Here is a 21871-nt window from a genome sequence, read left to right on the forward strand (position 1 = left end):
GGTGCGCTCCCTCGCCCCGTTCTTACGGGGAGAGGGTTGGGGTGAGGGGTGCTTCCGCAAATCACGGTGAGAGTTGGACTCGCGGAGAGTCCCCCTCACCCGGATCGCATCTTCGATGCGATCCGGCCTCTCCCCGCGTGCGGGGAGAGGCGAAGAGTACCTCACTTCTGCGGCAGGTTCACCCGCACATGCAGCTCGCGGAGCTGCTTCGTGGTGGCTTCCGACGGGGCGCCCATCAGGAGGTCCATGGCCTGCTGGTTCATCGGGAACAGCGAGATCTCGCGCAGATTCGTGGTGCCGCAGAGCAGCATCACGATGCGGTCGACGCCGGCGGCCATGCCGCCATGCGGCGGGGCGCCGTACTGGAAGGCGCGGTACATGCCGCCGAAGCGCTCGACCACTTCCTGCTCGCCGTAACCTGCGATCTCGAACGCCTTCACCATGGCTTCCGGCACGTGGTTGCGGATGCCGCCCGACGCGATCTCGTAGCCGTTGCAGGTGATGTCGTACTGGAACGCCTTGATCGTCAGCGGATCCTGCGACGTCAGCGCATCGAGCCCGCCTTGCGGCATCGAGAACGGGTTGTGCGAGAAGTCGACCTTCTTGTCGTCCTCATTGTACTCATACATCGGGAAGTCGACGATCCAGGCGAGCTCGAACCGCCCCTTGTCGGTGAGGTTCAATTCCTCGCCGACCTTGTTGCGGGCGAGACCCGAGAACTTCCAGAACTTGTCGGGATCACCGGCGACGAAGAAGGCGGCATCGCCTTCCTTGAGACCGAGCTGCGCGCGGATCGCGGCGGTGCGCTCGGGCCCGATGTTGTTGGCGAGGGGACCTGCGCCCTCGCCGCCTTCGCGCCACATGATGTAGCCCAGGCCGGGCTGGCCCTCGCCTTGCGCCCACGAGTTCATGCGGTCGCAGAAGGCGCGGCTGCCGCCGCCCGGTGCAGGAATCGCCCAGACCTGGTTCTTGGGATCCTCGAGCATGCGCGCGAACACCTTGAAGCCGCTCCCGCGGAAGTGCTCGGAGACGTCCTGCATCTCGATGGGATTGCGCAGATCCGGCTTGTCGCTGCCGTATTTGCGCAACGCTTCCGCGAACGGAATCCGGCGCCAGCCTTTCGTCACCGGCTTGCCGTTGGCGAATTCCTCGAACACGCCCGTGATGACGGGCTCCATCGCCGCGAACACGTCCTCCTGAGTCACAAAGCTCATCTCGACGTCGAGCTGGTAGAACTCGCCCGGAAGACGATCGGCGCGCGGATCCTCGTCGCGGAAGCACGGCGCGATCTGGAAGTAGCGGTCGAAGCCCGACATCATCAGGAGCTGCTTGTACTGCTGCGGCGCCTGCGGCAGCGCGTAGAACTTGCCGGGATGGATGCGCGACGGCACGAGGAAGTCGCGCGCGCCTTCCGGCGAGGATGCGGTCAGAATCGGCGTGTTGAACTCGAAGAAGCCCTGCTCCTCCATGCGCCGGCGCATCGACTTGATGATCGCGACGCGGGTCATGATGTTCTGGTGCAGCTTCTCGCGGCGCAGGTCGAGGAAGCGGTACTTCAGGCGGATGTCTTCGGGATAGTCCTGGTCGCCAAACACCGGCAACGGCAGGTCGCCGGCGGGACCCAGCACCTCGATCTCGTTGACATAGACCTCCACCTTGCCGGTCGGCAGATCGTCGTTGTCGGTGCCGTCGGGGCGGCGGCGGACCTTGCCGTCCATCTTGACCACGAATTCCGAGCGCAGCTTTTCGGCCAGCGAGAACGCCGCCGAATCCGGATCGACCACGCACTGGGTCAGGCCGTAATGGTCACGCAAATCGATGAACAGCACGCCGCCATGGTCGCGGACGCGATGGACCCAGCCGGAGAGGCGGATGGTCTCGCCGATGTTGCTCTCGCGGAGCGCGCCGCATGTATGTGACCGGTAGCGATGCATGGTCGTCCCAAAATCGATGTCGAAAGGAGGCGAATCGAACGGCCTGAAACGACCGGTCCGAAGTTGCGGCAGGGTTTACCCCGGGAGGACCAAGGCGGCAACCAAGGGAAATGCCTGTTTTGGACCCGGAAGGCCATTTTTGGCTTATCAGAGGGCAAGGCTTTGCCATCAGGCGTTCCAGCCCTATCTTGAGCCCATGACTGTCCATTTCCCCTTCCAAAACTCCTATTCGGCGCTGCCGGACAGCTTCTTTGCCCGCGTTGCGCCGACCCCGGTCGCGGCGCCCCGGCTGATCAAGCTGAACCGGCCGCTGGCGGTCCAGCTTGGGCTCGATCCCGACATGCTGGAGACCCCCGAAGGCGCCGAGATCCTGGCCGGCAAGACGGTTCCGGCCGGAGCGGACCCCATCGCCATGGCCTATGCCGGCCACCAGTTCGGGCATTTCGTGCCCCAGCTCGGCGACGGCCGCGCCATCCTGCTCGGCGAGGTCATTGACCGGGACGGCGTCCGCCGCGACATCCAGCTCAAGGGCTCGGGCCCCACCCCGTTCTCCCGCCGCGGCGACGGCCGTGCTGCGCTCGGACCGGTGTTGCGCGAATACATCGTCAGCGAAGCCATGTATGCGCTGGGCATTCCCACCACGCGCTCGCTCGCGGCGGTCGTCACCGGCGAGCACGTCATCCGCGAGACTGCGCTGCCCGGTGCGGTGCTGACCCGCGTCGCCTCCAGCCACATCCGCGTCGGCACCTTCCAGTTCTTCGCCGTGCGCCGCGACACCGAGGCGATCCGCGCCCTCGCCGATCACGTCATCTCGCGCCATTATCCGGACCTGCTGCAGGCGCAGCGGCCGTATCACGCTCTGCTCGCCGCCGTCGTCGAGCGCCAGGCCAATCTCATCGCGCGCTGGCTGCTGGTCGGCTTCATCCACGGCGTGATGAACACCGACAACAGTTCGATCTCCGGCGAGACCATCGACTACGGCCCGTGTGCCTTCATGGATTCCTACAATCCCGCGCAGGTGTTCTCCTCGATCGACGAGATGGGCCGCTACGCCTACGCCAACCAGCCGCGCATCGGCTTGTGGAATTTGACGCGGCTTGCCGAATGCCTGCTGCCGCTGCTCTCTGACGAGCAGGAGAAGGCGGTCGCGGAGGCGCAGGACATTCTCGGCGCGTTCTCCGATCAGTTCAGCGCCGCCTATCAGGCCGGATTGCGCAGGAAGGTTGGCCTGTTCACGGAGCGCGACGGCGACGAGGCGCTGATCCAGGACCTGCTGGATGCCATGGCCAAGAACGAGGCCGACTTCACCCTCACCTTCCGCAAGCTCGGCGACGCCGCGGGCGATGACGGCGCCGACGTGCGCGCGCAGTTCATGGAGCCGGCAGCCTTCGACGAATGGACCGGCCGCTGGCGCGCGCGCATCGCGCTGGAGCCGCAGAGTGCCGCCGAGCGGCGGGCCGCCATGCACGCGGTCAATCCCATGTTCATCCCGCGCAACCACCGCGTCGAGGCCGTGATCCAGGCCGCGGTCAACGACGACGATTACGCGCCGTTCGGGGAATTGGTGAAGGTGCTGGCGAAGCCGTTTGAGGACCAGCCGGAATATGCCGCCTACGCCGATCCGCCGCTGCCGGACCAGCGCGTGTTGCAGACGTTCTGCGGGACGTGAGGCGGGCTCGACCGCGCCCTACTATCTCTAATTGATGCACTACATGGATTGCGCCTTGCGCGATCCATCCCTGTCCCGCGAGCGTTGTGGACACGTCCCGCCCACGGGAACCACTGTCATCAAACTGAAACACACCGGCTCTAACCGGCTGACAGCGCCGTCTTGCCGGAGGCGCCGATCCTCCAACCGTCCCGATCTAGGCGCGCCATGCCCTTCAAGTTCATCCACCTCACCGACACGCATCTGGCGAACCCCGGCTTGAAGCTCTACGGGCTCGATCCGCGCGCCCGGCTGGATGCGGCGATCGCCGATATCAACGCGCACCAGTCCGACGCTGCGTTTGCTGTGGTGACCGGCGACCTCACCCATTGGGGCGAGCCTGAATCCTACGCCAACTTCGCCGAGGCGATGGCTGCGCTGACGATTCCCTACATCGCCATGGTCGGCAATCACGACAAGCGCGTCGCCTGCCTCGATGCGCTGAAGGCCGCCCCGCGCGATGCCAACGGCTTCGTGCAGGGCACGCGCACCACCGAGCACGGCCTGTTCGTCTTCCTCGACACGCTGGACGAGACCAGCCATGCCGGCGAGATGTGCGCAAGGCGGCTCGGCTGGCTGGCGAACACGCTCGCAGGCGCGCCCGCCGACCAAGAGTTCGTCGTGTTCATGCACCATCCGCCCTTCCCGGTCGGCGTCCACGCCATGGACGAGATCGCGTTGAAGCAGAGCGCCGAATTCGCGGACGTCATCGCGCCCTATCGCGCGCGCATCCGCCACCTCTTCTTCGGCCATGTGCACCGGCCGATCTTCGGCAGCTACGGCAAGATCCCGTTCTCGACGCTGCGCGGCACCAACCACCAGGTCTGGTTCGAGCTCGACGTTGCGGCCAGCGAGCATCTCGCCAGCCACGAGCCGCCGGCCTATGGCGTCGTGCTGATCGACGATGACAACATCGTCGTGCACAGCCATGACTTCCTCGACCAGAGTCTGCGCTTTCCCTTCGAGCCACCGGCAGGAGTGGACGGCCGCGACTACGCACTCAATTTCCCGGCGCGATGAGATGAGCCTCGCTGAACCCGCGGCTCTCCCGGTCGCGACGTCGGCGGCACCGCGTCTGCACCTTCCGAAGCGCTTCACGAGCCGCTTCAAGGCTTCGCTGCCGGCCTATCTGCTGCTCCTGCCCTCGCTGGTCTTCCTAGCGCTGTTCACCTATGGCGCGATGGGCCGCGTGCTGATCGATGCGCTCTATCAGCGCGCCACACCGAAGGCACCGGTCCGCTTCGTCGGCATTGAGAACATCAGCGCGGTGCTGGCCGACCCCGCCTTCACCGGGGCCGTCGTCAACAATTTGATCTATGCCTTCGGCACGGCGGTGCCGAGCATCGCGCTGGCGCTGTTGTTCGCGCTGGCGCTGTCGCGCACCCATGCCGTGAACAGTGCGCTGCGCGCCGCGCTGTTCCTGCCGGTGCTGATCCCGATGGTCGCGGCCTCGGCGCTGTTCCTGTTCATCTTCCTGCCGAATGTCGGCCTGCTCGACTATTACATCGGCCGCCTGCTGCCGGTGCTGCCGAACTGGCTCGGCGATCCCGACATCGCGCTCTATGCGATCATGGTCATCACCGTCTGGAAGAACGCCGGCTATTACATGCTGTTCTTCCTCGCCGGCCTCCAGGCCGTGCCCGAGGACGTGATGGAGGCGGCCCATCTCGACGGCGCCGGACCGTATCGGCGCCTGCGCCACATCATCCTGCCGGAGCTCAAGCCCACCTTCCTGTTCGTCACCGTCATCGCCACGCTGAACGCGGTGACGCAGGTCGACCACGTCTTCGTCATGACCCAGGGCGGGCCATCCAACGCGACCAACCTCGTGCTGTTCTACATCTACCAGCAGGCGGTCGAGCATTACGACATCGGCAAGGCCTCGGCCGCGACGCTGCTCACGCTGGCCGCGCTGATGGCCCTCACCGCGCTGTCCTTCCGCACCATGGCGAGCCGCGAGGGCGGGCCATGAAGCTGATCGACAGGCTGTGGAAGGACGCCCCGCTCGCCACCCGCAGCGAGATCACGCCCAAGCTCGGCTTCGCGCTGACCGTGCTGCTCGCGATGGTCTGGCTCATCCCCTTCCTGTGGATGGTCGTGGCGACGCTGCGCCCGGCCTCCGACGGCATCAACCTGATGGCCGAACTGGTGCCGAGCCTGAAGCCGACGCTCGACAACGTCAGGGATGCCTGGGAGATCGGCGACTTCCCGCGCTACACGCTCAACACCACGATCATCTGCACCGGCATCCTCCTGGTGCAGTTCGTCACGATCACGCTGGCCGGCTTTGCCTTCGCGCGCCTGGATTTCGCCGGCAAGACGCTGCTCTTCTACCTGTTCCTAATGCAGCTGATGCTGGTGCCGGTGCTGCTGATCGTGCCGAACCTGTCGCTGGTGGTGCAGCTCGGTCTCTACGACACGCTCACCGGAGTGATGATGCCGTTCTTCGCCTCGGCCTTCGGCACCTTCCTGATGCGCCAGGCGTTCGAGGCCATTCCGACCGAGCTGGAAGACGCCGCGCTGATCGACGGCGCGGGCCTCTTTCAGCGCATCCGCCACATCTACGTGCCGCTGTCGATGCCGAGCTTCTCGGCCTTCGCCATCATCTCCGTGACCAGCCACTGGAACGACTTCCTGTGGCCGCTGATGGTGATCAATTCGCCGGACAAGCGCCCGCTCACGATCGGCCTCTCCGTCTTCACCAAGACCGCCGAAGGCACGCAGGCCTGGGGCACGATCGCCGCGGGTACGCTCATGGTGATCGCGCCGCTGCTCGTCGCCTTCCTGATCTTCCAGAAGCGCTTCATCAGCTCTTTCGTCACCTCAGGCATCAAATAGGAGATTTCCGATGCTGTTTTCCCGCAGGCTCATGCTCGGCCTTGCCATGATAGGCACCATGGCAGGCGCCCTCGCCGTCCCGGCCAAGGCCGAAGGTCCGACCGAGGTCGACCTGTTCTTCCCCGTCCCCGTCGACGGCAAGCTTGCCCGCGACATGGGCACCCTGATCAGGGAGTTCAACGAGACTCATCCGGCGATCAAGGCGACTGCCGTCTACACCGGCTCCTATGACGACACGCTGATCAAGACCCGCGCCGCGATCAAGGCCGGCAAGCCGCCGGCCGCCGTGATCATGTCGGCGAACTTCCTACTCGACATGCAGATCGAGAACGAGCTCACCAATCTCGATGCGCTGATCAAGGCCGACGGCACCACCAAGGAGCAGTTCCTCGGCCAGTTCTTCCCGGCGCTGCACGGCAATGCGGTGATCAACCGCTCGGTCTACGGCGTGCCGTTCCACAATTCGACGCCGCTGCTCTACATCAACGCCGACAAGGCCAAGGAAGCCGGCCTCGACCCGAGCAAGCCACCGCAGACCTGGGCCGAGCTCACCGACTGGGCCAAGAAGCTGACCAAGCGCGAGGGCGACAAGGTGACCCAATGGGGCATCGCGATCCCCTGCGCCTACGATTATTGCGGCTGGATGATGGAAACGCTCACGATGAGCAATGGCGGCCGCTACTACAACGAGGACTTCGGCGGCGAGGTCTATTACGACACGCCCTCGATGCTGGGTGCGCTCTCCTGGTGGAACGACCTCATCTACAAGCACAAGGTCCACACGCCCGGCGCCACGCCTGGCCCCGCCGTCAGCACGTCCTTCATCTCCGGCAACGCCGCGATGATGATGCTTTCGACGGGCTCGCTGACCTATGTGCGCGACAATGCCAAGTTCAACTACAAGGTCGCCTTCATCCCGCGCAACGTCCGCAACGCGGTGCCGATCGGTGGCGCCTCGCTGATCATGCCGGCCGGCCTCGAGGCCGACAAGCAGAAGGCCGCCTGGACGCTGATCAAGTGGATGACCTCGCCGGAGAAGAGCGGCTGGTGGAGCCGCGCCACCGGCTATTTCGCGCCGAACATGGCCGCCTACAAGACGCCTGAGATGGTCGAATTCCTGGGCAAGAACCCGGACGCCAAGACCGCCGTCGAGCAGCTCGACGTCGCAAAGCCCTGGTTTGCGACCTACAAGACCGTCCCGGTCCGCAAGAACCTCGAGGACGAGGTGATGTTGGTCCTCAACGGCAAGAAGCAGCCGAAGGAAGCCCTCGCCGCCGCCCAGAAGGCCGCCGACGAGACGCTGAAGCCGTACAATGCGGAGACCTCGCTGAAGCTGCCGTAAAATCGGCTGTCCATCACACGCACATCATTCGGCGCTCCGCCAAGCGGGGCGCCGAAATCGTTTGGGGCGCCCATTAACCCCTCGTCCACCATCCGGCCGCGCCTACCGCCGGTAACCATCGCAATTAACAGACCCTCAACGCACCCCCGACAAATCTATCAATGTTTCTGGAGGTTTCGCCGTGGATCTGTTGGTTATCGAGTTCCTGGGGCTGGCGCTGGTCGCCATGTGCGTCCTCGTGGTGGCGCTGCCCTGCGCGCGAAAATCCTCGCAGCGGGTCCGCTACGAATAGGAATTTGGTCGGAAAGCGACGATTCCGGCCCGATGCAAGGCTCGAATTCGCTTAGAGCCCCTTGACATCACAGCACTTTCGGCAGAACGGCTGATGTACTTGTCATGGGCCGTTCATGGATTTGATTACCACCACCGCTGACCTCGCGGCTGCCTGCAGCCGGCTGGCCAAGCACCCCGTCATAACCGTCGATACCGAGTTCCTCCGTGAGACCACCTATTACCCGCTGCTGTGCGTGGTGCAGATGGCCAGCGCCGAGGAAGCCGTGGTCGTCGACACCCTCGCCGAAGGGATCGACCTCAAGCCGTTCTTCGAGCTGATGGGCAACGAGGGCGTGCTGAAGGTGTTTCACGCCGCCCGCCAGGACATCGAGATCATCTGGCACCAGGCGGGCATCATCCCGCACCCGGTGTTCGACACCCAGGTGGCTGCGATGGTGCTCGGCTACGGCGACAGCATCGCCTATGACGCGCTGGTCGAGAAGGTCACCGGCCACCGCCCGGACAAGACCCACCGCTTCACCGACTGGTCGCGCCGGCCGCTGACCAAGGAGCAGATGCATTACGCGGTCTCCGACGTCACCCATCTGCGCGACGTGTTCGCCGCGCTCGACGCCGACCTGAAGAAGCGCCGCCGCAGCGAATGGGTCTCCATCGAGATGGAGGTGCTGACCTCGCCCCGCACCTACGACTTCCATCCCGAGCGCGCCTGGGAGCGGCTGAAGACGCGGGTCCGCAAGCCCAAGGACCTCGCGGTGCTGATGGAGGTTGCAGCCTGGCGCGAGCAGGAGGCGCAGAGCCGCGACGTGCCGCGCGGCCGGGTGCTGCGCGACGAAGCCGTCACCGACATCGCGACCCACGCGCCGACCACGCTGGAGAAGCTCGCCCATCTGCGCTCGGTGCCGAAGGGGTTCGAGAAATCCAAATGGGGCGCGGACATCATCGCCGCGGTCGAGCGCGGACTGGCGCGGGACTTCTCGAAGCTGCCCAAGCTGGAGAAGCCGCGCAACAATTCCAACGGCGCTGCCATCGTCGAGCTGCTGAAGGTGCTGTTGCGGATGACCGCCGAGCGCCACGCGGTTGCGAGCAAGGTGATCGCGACCGTCGACGACTTAGAGGAGATCGCGGCGGACGACGAGGCCGACGTGCCCGCCCTGCGCGGCTGGCGACGCGAGCTGTTCGGCGACGCCGCCTTGAAGCTCAAGCGCGGCGAGCTGGCGCTGGCGATCGAGAAGGGCCGCGTGATCGGGGTGCAGCGGGCGTAGGCGGCCGTTCCGCTCTTTCCACCGTCATTGCGAGACGCTCTTGCGACGAAGCAATCCAGACTGCTTCCCAGGAGGGATTCTGGATTGCTTCGCGGAGCCTGTCATCGGGCCGTGCTTCGCGCGGACCCGGTGGCTCGCAACGACGACGAGAAAGCAAGGCCCCTACGCCGGCGTCAGCTTCGCCACTTCGCCCTTCATGTCGTTCAGGACGCCGGAGATCGCGTCCACCAGCTCGTCGATCTGGGTCTTGGTCGTGATCAGCGGCGGGCAAATGGCGATGGCATCGAGCATGTTGCGCGAGATCACGCCGCGCTCCTGGAGCATGCGGCTGGCGATGCCGCCGACGGCGCCCGGCGTTGCCGCGGCGGCCTTGCGGCCCTTGTCGAGCACGAGCTCGAGCGCTGCGATCATGCCGACGCCGCGGACCTCGCCGACCAGCGGGTGGCTCGCGAGCTCGCGCAAGCGGCCCTGCATGTAGCCCCCGAGCTCGGCCGCGTGCGCGACGAGGCCGCGCTCCTCGATGATCTTGAGGTTCTCCAGCGCAATCGCCGAGCCGACCGGATGGCCGCCCGCGGTGAAGCCGTGGCCGAGCACGCCGATCTTGTTGCTCTCGTCGGCGATCGGCTCGAACATGCGGTCGTTCAGGATGATCGCCGAGAGCGGGAAATAGCTCGATGTGATCTGCTTGGAGACGACGATCGCATCGGGCTTGATGCCGTAGGTCTCGCAGCCGAACATCTTGCCGGTGCGGCCGAAGCCGCAGATCACCTCATCGGCGACCAGGAGGATGTTGTACGTCTTCAGGACCTTCTGGATCTTGTCCCAGTAGGTCGTTGGCGGCACGACGACACCGCCCGCCCCCATCACCGGCTCGCCGAAGAAGGCCGCGATCGTATCCGGCCCCTCCTTCTGGATCAACGCGTCGAGCTCCTCGGCCCGGCGCGTGGCGAAGGCTTCCTCGCTCTCGCCGGGGGCACCGTCCTTGTAGAAGTGCGGCGAGCCCGTATGCAGGATGTTCGGCAGCGGCAGGTCGAACGAGCGGTGGTTGTTCGGCAGGCCCGTGAGGCTGGCGGATGCGATGGTGACGCCGTGATAGGCGCGCATGCGGCTGATCACCTTCTTGCGCTGGGGCTGGCCGAGCGCGTTGGAGCGGTAGGCGATCAGCTTCAACACGGTGTCGTTCGCTTCCGAGCCGGAATTGGTGAAGAACACCTTGCTCATGGTAACAGGCGCGAGCGCGACCAACTTCTCGGCGAGGTCGATCGAGGGGCCGTGCGATTTGGCCGAGAACGTATGGTAGAACGGCAGCGCCTGCATCTGCTTGTACGCCGCCTCGACCAGCCGCTTCTCGTTGAAGCCGAGCCCGACGCTCCACAGGCCCGCCATCGCTTCGAAATAGCGCTTGCCCGACGCGTCGAAGACGTAAGGCCCCTCGCCGCGCTCGATCACCAGTGGACCGGCCTGCTGATGCGTGCGCGCATTGGTGTAGGGATGGAGCTGATAGGCCACATCCCGGGCCTCTTGCGAATTGGGCAGCATGGACATTTGCGATGGATCCTTGAAAGCGTCACGCCGCCGGCTCAGCCGGCGTCATCACTCGATGGCAAGTACTGGTCTCAGGTATTGGCTCGACTACTTGGCTATTGCGACAACGCAAAACTTGCAACGCCAATTCGTCGGCGGCAAGCGCTCAGCAGCGTTGCACAAAGCCGCACATGACAGCACCGCCGATGGCAGAACCCGGTTGGGCAGCCTCACGCCGCGCCGTCGTCGTCCCCCTCATCGGTGGCGGCAACGGATTCGCTCACCTCCATCAGCGCCATCGAGAGCAAGTAGACCGTCGTGGGCAGCCCAAGCCTGCGCGCCTTCTCGGCGGCATGCGACAGATCGCTCGCCAGCTCCTTGAGCTCGTTTCCCCGCGACAATTCTCAACCCCATCGACCGGTCGCGGCCACCTACACCGCAACGGCGCCGCTGGTTCTGATCAGTTCGGCGCTGGACTGGATTGTAGCAAAATTCGCAATGACATCCACTACCGCGTGCCGGTAGGCCGCGGCATCGTCCGAGCCCGGCTGCCGGCAAGCCACGGCGTCGGTGATCACATGGTAGCGATGACTGCGGTGAAACCCCTCGACGGCAGTGGCCAGGATGGTCTCGTCCAGGGAAAAGCCGATCAGGATGCAGCGTGTGGTGCGGATAGCGGACATGTGGCCGACAAACCGCGACGAGCTGTAGGCGGACGGCAGCGGGTGCTCGAACGTCATCTCGCCCGGTTGTGGCCTGGTCTCCGCGATCCAATCGGTCAGCCTGGATGACGGATTGAACCAGGCCGCCTGCGCGATGCGCTTCAGATGCATCACCGGCCATAGATTGCTGCGCCACAGCGTCAGGAGTTCCAGGCAGCGCGCCGTCGTCGCATCGCCGTCGCGGATAACGTGACGGCGGCCGGGGGTCAGGTACTCGACCTGAAGATCCGCACAGACCAGGATCGGCGGATCATCCTGCATTGAAACCAGCATCGAGTTGCGCGCAGCTGCACCTGTTTCAGCGGTCGGCGATCGCGAGGTCCCGCAGCGGCGAGGTCACCGCGCGCCCGGCCGAGGCATCGAGCACGCCAGGCCGGTCCCAATCGCCCTCGGGACGAATGATCACATAGGGATCGCTGTCCAGCGTGATGGCATCCGGGCCCGGCTCGATCTCCAGCAGCATCTCCGTGTAGGAGAAATCCGAGAAGGTGATCTTGCGGTTGTGACCGAGCGGCTTGGCGCCGAAATGGGCCCAGAAATCGACCAGCCGGTCCTGCGCCTGGCCATAGATCTTGCGAAAGCCCTTGCGCTTCACATAATCGACACTGGCCTGCACCAGCTTGAACGAGACGCGCGAGCGCCGATATTGGTGACGCACCGCAAGCCGCTCCACTTTGGCGAAATCGCCGAAGAAGCGCACTCGCAGGCAGCCCGCAGGCTCGTTGCCGACAAAGCCGATGAAGTGCGCCGCGACCATGTCGTTGCCGTCGAACTCCTCCTCGAACGGACAATCCTGCTCGGCGAGATAGACCGCCGAGCGGATCGCGGTCACCAGCATGAGATCGCCTGGGTCGCGCGCGAGGCGGATGGTGATGGCGCGGGAACAGGGCTTGGCGACTGGAATCCTAGTACCGTGCATCTGCAAAGCTCCTTGATTGGATGATCGCCGCGGGCATGCGCATCGGCCGCCGGTGCCAGGGCCGCTCGTAGCACCAAAGGTCGGGTTGGAAGCTCGGGACGGGCGCAAAGCCTGTCGCTTTCATGATGTCGCGTCCGGCCACCGTTGACGGCTGCGCATAGCAATCCGCGCCGCGAAACCTTATCTGCCGCAGATGAGCCGCAGCCTTGCCGAGACCGGCGATACCGCGGCCGGTCGCTGCGATCGCCCAGATGTAGATGGCTGCAACGTCTTCGTTCGCCGATGCGAGATAACGCGTCTCGGGCGCGGTGAGGCAGATCTCGTCGAGCAGCAGCGCATCGTGTCCGCGGTCATTGAGAAACAGGAAGGCCATGCCGCCGACGAGCTTGCCTTTCCGGCTGAAGGTCAGGATGCTCTGGGGATCGAGAGTGAAGTATCTGGCAAGCTCCGCCGCGCCGATCTCCACGCCCGGCACCAGCCGTTGCGCCATCTCCGAAAGCGCTGCAATTTCGGAAAATTGCGCACAGCGGACGTCGACGTCCGGGCTCAGCGGCAAGGCATCGAAATCGTGTCTTGCGGCAAACGAGCCCCTTTCCATACTCATATCACGCCTCTATCGTTCGAGGCTTTCGTGCCCCGCTATGGCCATGAGCTTAGCGGTTGGGGATTAGGAGTATGCAGCAGTTATTGCACCGGGGTGCTGCTATGATGCAGCACCGTGACGAAGCCCTGGATGCGTCCTGGGACGACTTGAAGCTGTTTTTGGCCTGCGCAAAGTATAAAAGTTTTCGCAATGCCGCCGAAGAGCTCGGCCTCACCTCCACCACGCTGATGCGCCGCATCGACCGGCTCGAGGAGAGCATCGGGTGCAAGCTGTTCCTGCGCGACCAGAGCGGGCTGACGCTCAGCGATGAAGGCGCCGCGATGATCGCCGACGTCACGCATATGGAGCGTCATGCCTTCAACGTCTTCCGCCGCGCCGCGCGGTCCTCGAACGACACCTCGGGCATCGTTCGCGTCGCGGTGACGGAAGGCCCCGGCAATTTCTGGATCCTGCCGCGGCTGATCGACTTCCAGAAGACCTACCGCAAGATCACGGTCGATCTGCGCTGCGCGATGGAGCAGGCCGACGTCGCGCGGCTCGAATCCGATATCGCGATCCAGCTCGAGCCGCCAACCAATCCCGATCTGATCGTCGCCAAGCTCGGCCGCCTCCACATCTATCCCTTCGTCTCCAAGGAGTATGAAAGCCTCTACGGCGTGCCGGCAACGCTCGCCGAATTGAACAACCACCGCATAGTCAAGCAGAGCGCGCCGCAGGTCGACGACGGCGCCTATGCCCGCGTGCTCGGGCTGAAGTCGCTCGAGGGCATCGTCGGGATCAAGACCAATTCGTCGGTGGGCGTATTGTACGCGGTCGAGCGCGGCGCCGGCATCGGCTTCCTGCCGACGGTGTCGATCGCGCTCGGTGCGCCGCTCGTTGCGGTCGATCTCGGCGTCAGCCACCACGCCGATCTCTGGCTCACCTATCACAAGGAGTTCCGCAGCTCCGAGCGGCACAAGATCGTGGTCGACTGGCTGAAGAAGATCTTCGATGCCAGGACCTATCCCTGCTTCCGCGACGAGTTCATCCATCCGAACGCGCTGGTGCCGATGATGACGGCGGCGCGCGAAGGCTTTGGCCTCGCGGGATACGTGGCGACGGCGCCGACCTGAACGCTCACCATTTGTATTCGAAGCCGAGCGTGCCCTGGTGCGAAGTGAGCTCTTTGCGGAACTTGCCGTCGTAATTGACGTAGAGCCGCGCCACATTAGTCAGGCTGAGCGAAGCCGAGGCGCCGGCGTCCGCGCCGTAACGGCTCTCGCCGATGCCGGGAACGATGATGTTCTGGGCGCCCAGGCTGACCTGGATGGTTCCGAGGTCCTGGTGGAAATTGTCGACGAACTTGCCGTAGGCCGAGAGGTCCAGGATCTTCTGCTCGATGATGAAGTAGCGGCCGATCTCGGCCCCGATCATGATGCGCGCCCGCGAGAGCGCCGACGCGCCGACGTTGAGCGGATCGAGCCCGCCGGTCTCCTGGAACGCAGCGCTGGTGGCGCGCACATATTCCAGCGCGCCCTTGGGCACGATGCGCATCTCGTCCTTGGTCCAGTAATAGCTGATTTCGGTCAGCGCGCCGTCCACGGCGGCGCGATAGCCCGCGGTCGCAAGGCCAAAGCCGGTATCGCGGCTGGAATGGACCTTGCCGAAGCCGTGCACCACCGCAAACGCCCAGGTCCACGGGCCCTTGTCGACCGAGCCGCTGAAGCCGAGCTGGGTCAGGTCGAGGGTCGCCGATTGCAGCGCCAGCGGCACGTCGATGTCGGTGTGGCTGTGGTCGACGGAGAATCCGATGTTGACGCCGGGTGCGAGCCGCGCGCCGAAGCCGGCGACGCCGCCGAAGGTCTTGCGCTTGTCGCCGACGAAGTCGCCTTGCGCATCGGTGCGGACCGAGAGGCCGTAGCCCTCGAACCAGGTGCGGTAGCGCGGATCTTCCGCAGCCGCCGAGGCGCCGCCGCCGCCCGGATTGGTGCGGAACGCCCGGTTGACGCCGCCCGAGGCCTGATTTCCGAGCCGCTCCAGGAAGCCCGAGCCGAAACTGAGCATGCTGTTGCCGGCCGACTGAGTTTGATTGGTCGAGGTCGGCGACGGAACCGGGGTCGGTGACGGCGTGGGTGTCGGCGTCGGGGTCGGCGTGGGCGTCGGCGTGCTTTGCGCGAGGACGGGCGTCACAGCCGCCATCGACACGACCAGCGCAAACGCCATAGCAAACGCAGCCACGATCCGGCGGACGCGGTCCAGCCCGATCGTCTGCCGTGTCCCGGAGAGCTGCGCGGCGCGGCGCATGACGATGAATCCCGAAAGCGAAGTGGCGGCGCGCAAAAATGCAACAATGTCTGCGGCGCTTGCGGCGATTTGGGCCGAACTGCCACGAGGGGTCAACCGGTTGGCGCATGACGGCCGAGGCTATTGCACCGATTGTGGTTCTGCTGCCACAGATGGCAAATTGCGCTTGAAGGCACCTGGCTTGCTCTTGAAATCCGCGCGCGGCTTGCTAGCCGGCGAATTTCATGTTGCAATAACGTTCACAATCGGAATTGGCCGCTTGCTGTGCGTTTCGCGACATTGCGCCTCAAGACTCGAACAGACTTCCGGAAGCCCGTTTGTGGCGTGGCACGCGAAAAAGCGGCCGCGTCGTTTTTATATCTAGTGGAGGAGACGAGCGATGCCGCAAAAGGGCACCGTCAAATGGTTCAACCCGACCAAGGGCTATGGGTTCATCAAGCCGAACGGCAGCGACAAGGACGTGTTCGTCCACATCTCCGCCGTCGAGCGTGCCGGACTTTCCACCCTCAACGAGAACCAGGTGGTTGAATTCGACCTCGTGGAGAACCGCGGCAAGTCGTCCGCGGAGAACCTCAAGGTTTCCTGATGTCTCTCGCGGCATGCGAGCGATCATGACGTTGCCCCCGGCTCTGCCGGGGGATTTTGTTTGGAACTGCGGGAAAACAGCGTTTAGCTGGAGCAACGAATATCACCATCAATCGACCAGAGACGACGGCCGACGAACTCCAACGCCCTGGTTCGTCGTGCGACGAGAAGGCAGTCACGGCGTTCGATGTTTTCGGCTCGGACCTTCCCGACGAGGCGTTCGCGGGTGTGTTCGACCACCCCCGGCAAGTCGGCAGACTGGTTGATCGAATGCTCTACGGCTCCTGAGTCCCGAGCTGTCTAACTCACCACCGGCGCTACCAGAAAATTCTCCGACGCCGCACTTCCTGCCGTCTTGCAGACATCGCCCTCGATGCGGACCTTGCCGGTCGCGAGCAGTCGCAGCGCCTCGGGATAGATGCGGTGCTCGACCTCGAGGATGCGCTCCGACAGCGTCTCCGCGGTGTCGTGGTCGCTGACGGGAACCGCGCCCTGCATCACGATCGGGCCGGCATCGGTCTCGGGGATCACGAAATGCACCGTGGCGCCGGAGAGCTTGACGCCGGCGCGCAGCGCCTGGCCATGCGGGTCGAGACCGGGGAAGGACGGCAGCAGCGAAGGATGGATGTTGAGCATCCGTCCGTACCAGGCTTTTGTGAACTCGGCCGTGAATAGGCGCATGAAGCCGCCCAGACAAATCAGCTCGATGCCGTGCTTGTCGAGCGCGGCCTGCAGCACCGTCTCGAAGCCGGCGCGGTCCTTGCCGAACGGCTTGCTTTCGATCACCTCGGTGGTCACGCCGTTCGCCCGGGCGCGTTCGAGGCCGGGCGCATCCGCCTTGTTCGAGATGACGAGCGATATCTCCGCCGGGAAATCCGCGGCAGCGGCGGCCCTGATCAGCGCGGCCATGTTGGAGCCGCGTCCGGAGATCAGGATGGCGACGCGGCGCTTCATCACAGCGCCAGTCATTATACTGCCATGTCGAGATGGCCGTTATAGACGACGCGGTGCTCGCCCTCGGCCGGGATCACGGTGCCCAGTTGCGCCACGGTCTCGCCGGCGTCGGTGAAGACCTCGATCACCTTGTCGACCTTGTCGGGCTCGACGATCGCAATCATGCCGATGCCGCAATTGAAGGTGCGCAGCATCTCAAGCTCGGCGATGCCGGCTTGGGCCGCCAGCCATTTGAACACCGGCAGCACCGGCAGGCGTGCCAGGTCGATGCCGACGCCGAGATGCTTCGGCAGCACGCGCGGGATGTTGTCGGTGAAGCCGCCGCCGGTGATGTGGGCAAGCCCCTTCACCGCGCCGGTCTCGCGGATCGCGCGCAGGCAGGATTTGACGTACAGCCTGGTCGGCGTCAGCAGCGCGCCGCCGAGCGTCATGACCGGCGCAAACGGTGCCTGCGCATCGAAGCTGAGTCCCGCCTGCTCGACGATCTTGCGGACCAGCGAGAAGCCGTTGGAATGCACGCCGGACGAAGCGAGACCGATCACGGCGTCGCCCGCGGCGATGTCCTTGCGCGGCAACAAGGTACCGCGCTCGGCCGCGCCGACGGCAAACCCGCCGAGATCGTAGTCGCCGTCCTTGTAGAGGCCGGGCATCTCGGCGGTCTCCCCGCCGATCAAAGCGCAGCCGGATTCGCGGCATCCCTCCGCAACGCCCGCGACGATGGCGGCCGTGGCCTCGGGGTCGAGCTTGCCGCAGGCGAAATAGTCCAGGAAAAACAGCGGCTCGGCGCCCTGGACCACGAGGTCGTTGACGCTCATGGCGACGAGGTCGATGCCGATGCCGCCATGCAGGCCGGTGTCGATCGCGATCTTGACCTTGGTGCCGACGCCGTCGGTCGCGGCCACGAGGACCGGGTCCTTGAAGCCGGCCGCCTTGAGGTCGAACAGGCCGCCGAAGCCGCCGATCTCGGCATCGGCGCCCGGCCGGGCGGTGGCGCGCACCATCGGCTTGATCAGGTCGACCAGGCGGTTGCCCGCGTCGATATCGACGCCTGAATCGGCGTAAGTGAGGCCGTTTTTGCGGTCGGTCATGCCCGATTTCCAGTGGGTTTGCGGCTGGTTACGTCGAATTCCGGGGACGCGCAATGGCTCGCATGGCGCTCCCCGCTATACTATGTAGACATATCAACCGGTTCAGCCTGCAACGGGCCGGATTTGAGGTCAGAACCGGTGCCGGGAAGCGCTTTCGTGAGTATTCCGAATATCATTACCCTGGGCCGCATCATGCTGGTCCCGATCATCGTCTGGGCCATCGTATCGAGCCAAATGGAGGTCGCGTTCGCCGTCTTCCTGATCGCCGGCATCAGCGATGCCGTGGACGGCTTTTTGGCCAAGCGCTTCAACATGACGAGCGAGCTCGGCGCCCTGCTCGATCCGCTCGCCGACAAGGCGCTGCTGGTCTCGATCTACATGGCGCTCGGCATCTGGGGCGCGATCCCGCGCTGGATCGTGATCCTGGTGGTCTCGCGCGACATCATGATCGTCGCCGCCGTGATCGTGTCCTGGCTGTTCGACCGGCCGGTCGAGATGAAACCGTCGAAAGTGTCCAAGCTCAACACGGTCGCACAAGTGGCGTTCGCAGCTTTGGTGCTGGCGGCGCTTGCCTTCGGCTTCAAGCCCGCGCCTTATGATATCATCCTGATGGGTCTCGTCACGGTCTTCACGCTCTCCTCCGTGTCGCTCTATCTCGTCGAGTGGCTGCGGCACATGAGCACGATCGAGGCCAAATGAAAGTGGAAGCGGCCTCGTAAAGGCCATCTCCGCTCGATCAAGTCGCATTCTCTCGGAACGGGCCGGCGCGCCGGCATGGAGCAAAGCAAGCGTGGCAGGCCGCGTTCATCCCCGACAATTGGCGTTTGCACTTCCGCATGCGGAGAGCCTCAGCCGGGACAACTTCCTCGAAGGCCCCGCCAATGCGGCCGGTCTCGGCCTCATCGACAGCTGGCCGGAATGGCCGAACCGGATCATGTGGCTGGCGGGCCCGGAAGGAAGCGGCAAGAGCCATCTCGCCGCGATCTGGGCCGAGGTATCAGGCGCCCGCTCGACCACGGCCAATGCGCTGACGGCCGCAAGCGTGCCCGGCGCGCTGGCCACCGGCGCGCTGGTGGTCGAGGATCTCAAGGCGGGGGACTTTGACGAGCGCGCCCTGTTTCATCTGATGAACCTCGCCCGCGAGGACGGCGCCTACGTCCTCTTCACCGGCCGCGAGGCACCGGCCGTGCTTCCGATCGAGCTTCGCGACCTGCGCTCGCGCCTGCGGGCCATTCCGGTGGTAACTCTGCTGCCGCCCGACGACCAGCTGTTCCGCGGCCTCATCGTCAAGTTCTGCGCCGACCGCCAGCTCAGTGTAGACGAGAGCGTGGTCGGCTACCTCGCGACTCGCCTGGAGCGGTCCTCGGCCGCCGCCCGGCGGGCCGTCGAGTTGCTCGACAGCGAAGCCCTGCGGCTTGGCCGCCCGGTCACCCGGGCGCTCGCCGCCGAGCTGCTCCGGGACGCCTGACCGGCCGCCTCCCCCAAGGCGGACCGAAGCCCGCTTGACCGACGCGGCGGCGGAACATCAATGTCATCGAAACGTCATCGCGCTAACACATGCTCCCGCCGATTTTGCGCGTAAGTCGCAATTGGGGTGAACTGGATGGATCGACTTCTGATGGACTCTGCGCAAGCTGTTGAAACGAAAGAGAAAGCTCCGGAAACCGAGAGCCTTCCGGCAATCGCGTCGAGCCCCGAGCGGTTCATCAACCGCGAGCTGTCCTGGCTGCATTTCAACCGCCGCGTCCTGGAGGAATCGGTCAATCCGAGCCACCCCGTGCTGGAGCGGGTGCGATTCCTGTCGATTTCGGCGAATAACCTCGACGAGTTCTTCATGGTTCGCGTCGCCGGCATCAAGGCCCAGGTGCGCGAGGGCATCGCCGAGCGCAGCCCCGACGGCCTGACGCCGTCCGAGCAACTCGCGCTGATCAACCGCACCGTCTCCCAGCTCGCCTCCGACCAGCAGGCGATCTGGCGCGACCTGCGCGGCACGCTGGCCGAGGTCGGCATCGTGCTGGTCGACGGCAAGGACGTCACCAAGGCGGAACGAACCTGGATCGAGGACTACTTCCTCCACAACGTGTTCCCGCTCCTGACCCCGCTCGCGATCGATCCGGCCCACCCTTTCCCGTTCATTCCGAGCCTCGGCTTCACCATCGCGCTGCAGCTCACGCGCGCCGCCGACGGCAGGCAGATGAATGCGCTGATCCGCATGCCCGGCAAGATCGACCGCTTCATCCGCCTGCCGGCCGAAGGCACCGTGCGCCTGATCTCGCTGGAGCAGGCCACCGCCCTGTTCATCAACCGCCTATTCCCCGGCTACAATCTGCACGGCCAGGGCGCCTTCCGGATCATCCGCGATTCCGAGCTCGAAATCGAGGAAGAGGCCGAAGACCTCGTCCGCCTGTTCGAGACCGCGCTGAAGCGCCGCCGCCGCGGATCGGTGATCCGGCTCGAGATCGACGCCAAGATGCCGGAGCAGCTGCGCAGCTTCGTGCAGCACGCGCTCTCGGCCGCCGACGACGAGGTGTTCCTGGTCGACGGCGTGCAGGCGATGAACGAGCTCTCGCAGCTCACCCGCCTCGACCGCCCCGACCTCGAATTCACCCCGTACGTGCCGCGCCATCCCGAACGCGTGCGCGAGCATGGCGGCGACATCTTCGCCGCGATCCGGCAGAAAGACCTGATCGTCCACCACCCTTACGAGTCGTTCGACGTCGTCGTGCAATTCCTGCAGCAGGCCACGCGCGACGCCGACGTCGTTGCGATCAAGCAGACGCTGTACCGCACCTCCAACAACTCACCGATCGTGCGTGCGCTCGCCGAAGCGGCCGAAGCCGGCAAATCAGTCACCGCGCTGATCGAGCTGAAGGCGCGGTTCGATGAAGAAGCCAACATCCGCTGGGCGCGCGATCTCGAACGCGCCGGCGTACAGGTCGTCTACGGCTTCCTCGAATTGAAGACGCACGCGAAGCTCTCGATGGTGGTGCGCCGCGAGGGCGGCAGCCTGACGACCTACGTCCATACCGGCACCGGCAATTATCACCCGGTCACCGCGCGCATCTACACCGACCTGTCCTACTTCACCTCGGACCCGACGATCGGCCGCGACGCCGCCCGCGTGTTCAATTTCATCACCGGCTATGCCGCGCCCAGCGATCTGGAAAAGATGGCGGTGTCGCCGCTGACCTTGCGCAAGCGCATCATCGAGCACATCCAGGGCGAGACCGCGCACGCGCGGCATGGCCGTCCCGGCGCGGTCTGGATGAAGATGAATGCGCTGGTCGACCCCGACATCATCGATGCGCTCTACGAAGCCTCCCAGGCCGGCGTCCAGGTCGAGCTCGTGGTGCGCGGCATCTGCTGCCTCAGGCCGGGCATTCCGGGCCTGTCGGAGAACATCCGGGTCAAGTCGATCATCGGCCGCTTCCTGGAACACGGCCGAATCTACTGCTTCGGCATGGGTCAGGGACTGCCGAGCGCGAAAGCGGCTGTGTATATCTCGTCGGCCGACATGATGCCGCGCAACCTCGACCGCCGCGTCGAGGTGCTGTGCCCGCTGCAAAATCCGACGGTGCATCAGCAGGTTCTCGAACAGATCATGGTCGCGAACTTGAAGGACAACGAGCAGAGCTGGCAGTTGTTGCCGGATGGGTCTTCAACGCGTATGAAGACCGCGAAGGGCGAGGAGCCCTTCAACGTCCACAACTACTTCATGACGAATCCGAGTCTGTCTGGCCGTGGAAAGTCGCTCAAGGAATCCTCGCCGCGTCGTCTCACGCGCCGGAACGAACGTCATCAATCCTGATCGGGG

At 64.9% G+C, this 21871-nt stretch carries 21 protein-coding genes; 12 read left to right on the plus strand and 9 right to left on the minus strand.

Annotated elements, in window-relative coordinates; genetic code table 11:
* Positions 1-161: 161 nt before the first annotated feature.
* Complete coding sequence (aspS, locus tag AC24YW_RS01570) at positions 162-1934, minus strand: aspartate--tRNA ligase (RefSeq protein ID WP_487481052.1); 1773 nt, start codon at positions 1932-1934, stop codon at positions 162-164.
* Positions 1935-2130: 196 nt separating this feature from the next.
* Between aspS and AC24YW_RS01575 the strand changes: the two genes are divergently transcribed.
* From AC24YW_RS01575 to rnd, 6 genes are all read left to right on the plus strand, one after another.
* Positions 2131-3603: a protein adenylyltransferase SelO gene (locus AC24YW_RS01575; protein WP_487481053.1), complete on the plus strand. Its 1473-nt coding sequence runs from the start codon at positions 2131-2133 to the stop codon at positions 3601-3603.
* 207 nt (positions 3604-3810) lie between these two features.
* A complete protein-coding gene (locus tag AC24YW_RS01580; protein WP_487481054.1) occupies positions 3811-4662 on the plus strand; it encodes a phosphodiesterase in 852 nt (283 codons plus the stop codon).
* Between the two features lies 1 nt (position 4663).
* A complete protein-coding gene (locus AC24YW_RS01585; protein WP_487481055.1) occupies positions 4664-5614 on the plus strand; it encodes a carbohydrate ABC transporter permease in 951 nt (316 codons plus the stop codon).
* Positions 5611-6480 (plus strand): carbohydrate ABC transporter permease, encoded by an 870-nt coding sequence (locus tag AC24YW_RS01590; protein WP_487481056.1) that lies wholly within the window; start codon positions 5611-5613, stop codon positions 6478-6480. Before AC24YW_RS01585 ends, AC24YW_RS01590 begins: the two co-directional genes overlap by 4 nt.
* 10 nt (positions 6481-6490) lie before the next feature.
* Positions 6491-7822: an ABC transporter substrate-binding protein gene (locus tag AC24YW_RS01595; protein WP_487481057.1), complete on the plus strand. Its 1332-nt coding sequence runs from the start codon at positions 6491-6493 to the stop codon at positions 7820-7822.
* Between the two features lie 407 nt (positions 7823-8229).
* Entirely contained in the window at positions 8230-9378 is a 1149-nt protein-coding gene (rnd, locus tag AC24YW_RS01600) for a ribonuclease D (protein ID WP_487481058.1), read from the plus strand.
* A 162-nt stretch (positions 9379-9540) separates the two neighbouring features.
* Here the strand turns inward: rnd and AC24YW_RS01605 are convergent, their stop codons facing one another.
* The 5 genes from AC24YW_RS01605 to AC24YW_RS01625 all read right to left on the minus strand — a co-directional run bounded on the left by AC24YW_RS01605 (position 9541) and on the right by AC24YW_RS01625 (position 13147).
* On the minus strand, positions 9541-10923 hold the full coding sequence (locus AC24YW_RS01605; RefSeq protein WP_487481059.1) for an aspartate aminotransferase family protein: 1383 nt from the start codon (positions 10921-10923) through the stop codon (positions 9541-9543).
* A gap of 209 nt (positions 10924-11132) precedes the next feature.
* Positions 11133-11303: a hypothetical protein gene (locus AC24YW_RS01610; protein ID WP_487481060.1), complete on the minus strand. Its 171-nt coding sequence runs from the start codon at positions 11301-11303 to the stop codon at positions 11133-11135.
* Between the two features lie 30 nt (positions 11304-11333).
* Positions 11334-11897 (minus strand): isochorismatase family protein, encoded by a 564-nt coding sequence (locus AC24YW_RS01615; RefSeq protein WP_487481061.1) that lies wholly within the window; start codon positions 11895-11897, stop codon positions 11334-11336.
* A 25-nt stretch (positions 11898-11922) separates the two neighbouring features.
* Positions 11923-12543: a GNAT family N-acetyltransferase gene (locus AC24YW_RS01620; protein WP_487481062.1), complete on the minus strand. Its 621-nt coding sequence runs from the start codon at positions 12541-12543 to the stop codon at positions 11923-11925.
* A complete protein-coding gene (locus AC24YW_RS01625) occupies positions 12530-13147 on the minus strand; it encodes a hypothetical protein (protein WP_487481063.1) in 618 nt (205 codons plus the stop codon). The genes AC24YW_RS01620 and AC24YW_RS01625 overlap by 14 nt, the downstream gene beginning before the upstream one ends.
* A gap of 71 nt (positions 13148-13218) precedes the next feature.
* On the opposite strand from AC24YW_RS01625, the gene AC24YW_RS01630 reads away from it, so the two are divergent.
* Positions 13219-14259, plus strand: a complete 1041-nt coding sequence (locus AC24YW_RS01630) for a LysR family transcriptional regulator (protein ID WP_487481064.1) — start codon at positions 13219-13221, stop codon at positions 14257-14259.
* A 4-nt stretch (positions 14260-14263) separates the two neighbouring features.
* Here the strand turns inward: AC24YW_RS01630 and AC24YW_RS01635 are convergent, their stop codons facing one another.
* Positions 14264-15430, minus strand: a complete 1167-nt coding sequence (locus AC24YW_RS01635; protein ID WP_487481065.1) for an autotransporter outer membrane beta-barrel domain-containing protein — start codon at positions 15428-15430, stop codon at positions 14264-14266.
* Here AC24YW_RS01635 and AC24YW_RS01640 point away from each other — a divergent pair.
* Together AC24YW_RS01640 and AC24YW_RS01645 are read left to right on the plus strand one after the other, a co-directional pair.
* Positions 15429-15794 carry a hypothetical protein gene (locus AC24YW_RS01640; protein ID WP_487481066.1) on the plus strand — a complete coding sequence of 122 codons (366 nt, stop codon included), beginning with the start codon at positions 15429-15431 and terminating at the stop codon, positions 15792-15794. The two genes, AC24YW_RS01635 and AC24YW_RS01640, sit on opposite strands and share 2 nt — an antisense overlap.
* A gap of 15 nt (positions 15795-15809) precedes the next feature.
* Positions 15810-16016, plus strand: a complete 207-nt coding sequence (locus tag AC24YW_RS01645; protein ID WP_027576280.1) for a cold-shock protein — start codon at positions 15810-15812, stop codon at positions 16014-16016.
* 299 nt (positions 16017-16315) lie between these two features.
* On the opposite strand, the gene purN is transcribed toward AC24YW_RS01645, so the two are convergent.
* Positions 16316-16969: a phosphoribosylglycinamide formyltransferase gene (purN, locus tag AC24YW_RS01650; protein ID WP_487481067.1), complete on the minus strand. Its 654-nt coding sequence runs from the start codon at positions 16967-16969 to the stop codon at positions 16316-16318.
* 14 nt (positions 16970-16983) lie between these two features.
* On the minus strand, positions 16984-18057 hold the full coding sequence (gene purM / locus AC24YW_RS01655; protein ID WP_487481068.1) for a phosphoribosylformylglycinamidine cyclo-ligase: 1074 nt from the start codon (positions 18055-18057) through the stop codon (positions 16984-16986).
* 156 nt (positions 18058-18213) lie between these two features.
* Here purM and AC24YW_RS01660 point away from each other — a divergent pair, with 156 nt between their 5' ends.
* From AC24YW_RS01660 to AC24YW_RS01670, 3 genes are all read left to right on the plus strand, one after another.
* Positions 18214-18756, plus strand: a complete 543-nt coding sequence (locus AC24YW_RS01660) for a CDP-alcohol phosphatidyltransferase family protein (RefSeq protein WP_025035876.1) — start codon at positions 18214-18216, stop codon at positions 18754-18756.
* A 91-nt stretch (positions 18757-18847) separates the two neighbouring features.
* Positions 18848-19525 carry a P-loop NTPase family protein gene (locus AC24YW_RS01665; protein WP_487481069.1) on the plus strand — a complete coding sequence of 226 codons (678 nt, stop codon included), beginning with the start codon at positions 18848-18850 and terminating at the stop codon, positions 19523-19525.
* A 150-nt stretch (positions 19526-19675) separates the two neighbouring features.
* Positions 19676-21865, plus strand: coding sequence for an RNA degradosome polyphosphate kinase (locus AC24YW_RS01670; protein WP_487481070.1), 2190 nt, complete (start codon positions 19676-19678; stop codon positions 21863-21865).
* Positions 21866-21871 lie beyond the last annotated feature (6 nt).

The sequence above is a fragment of the Bradyrhizobium sp. USDA3516 genome, assembly GCF_057651995.1.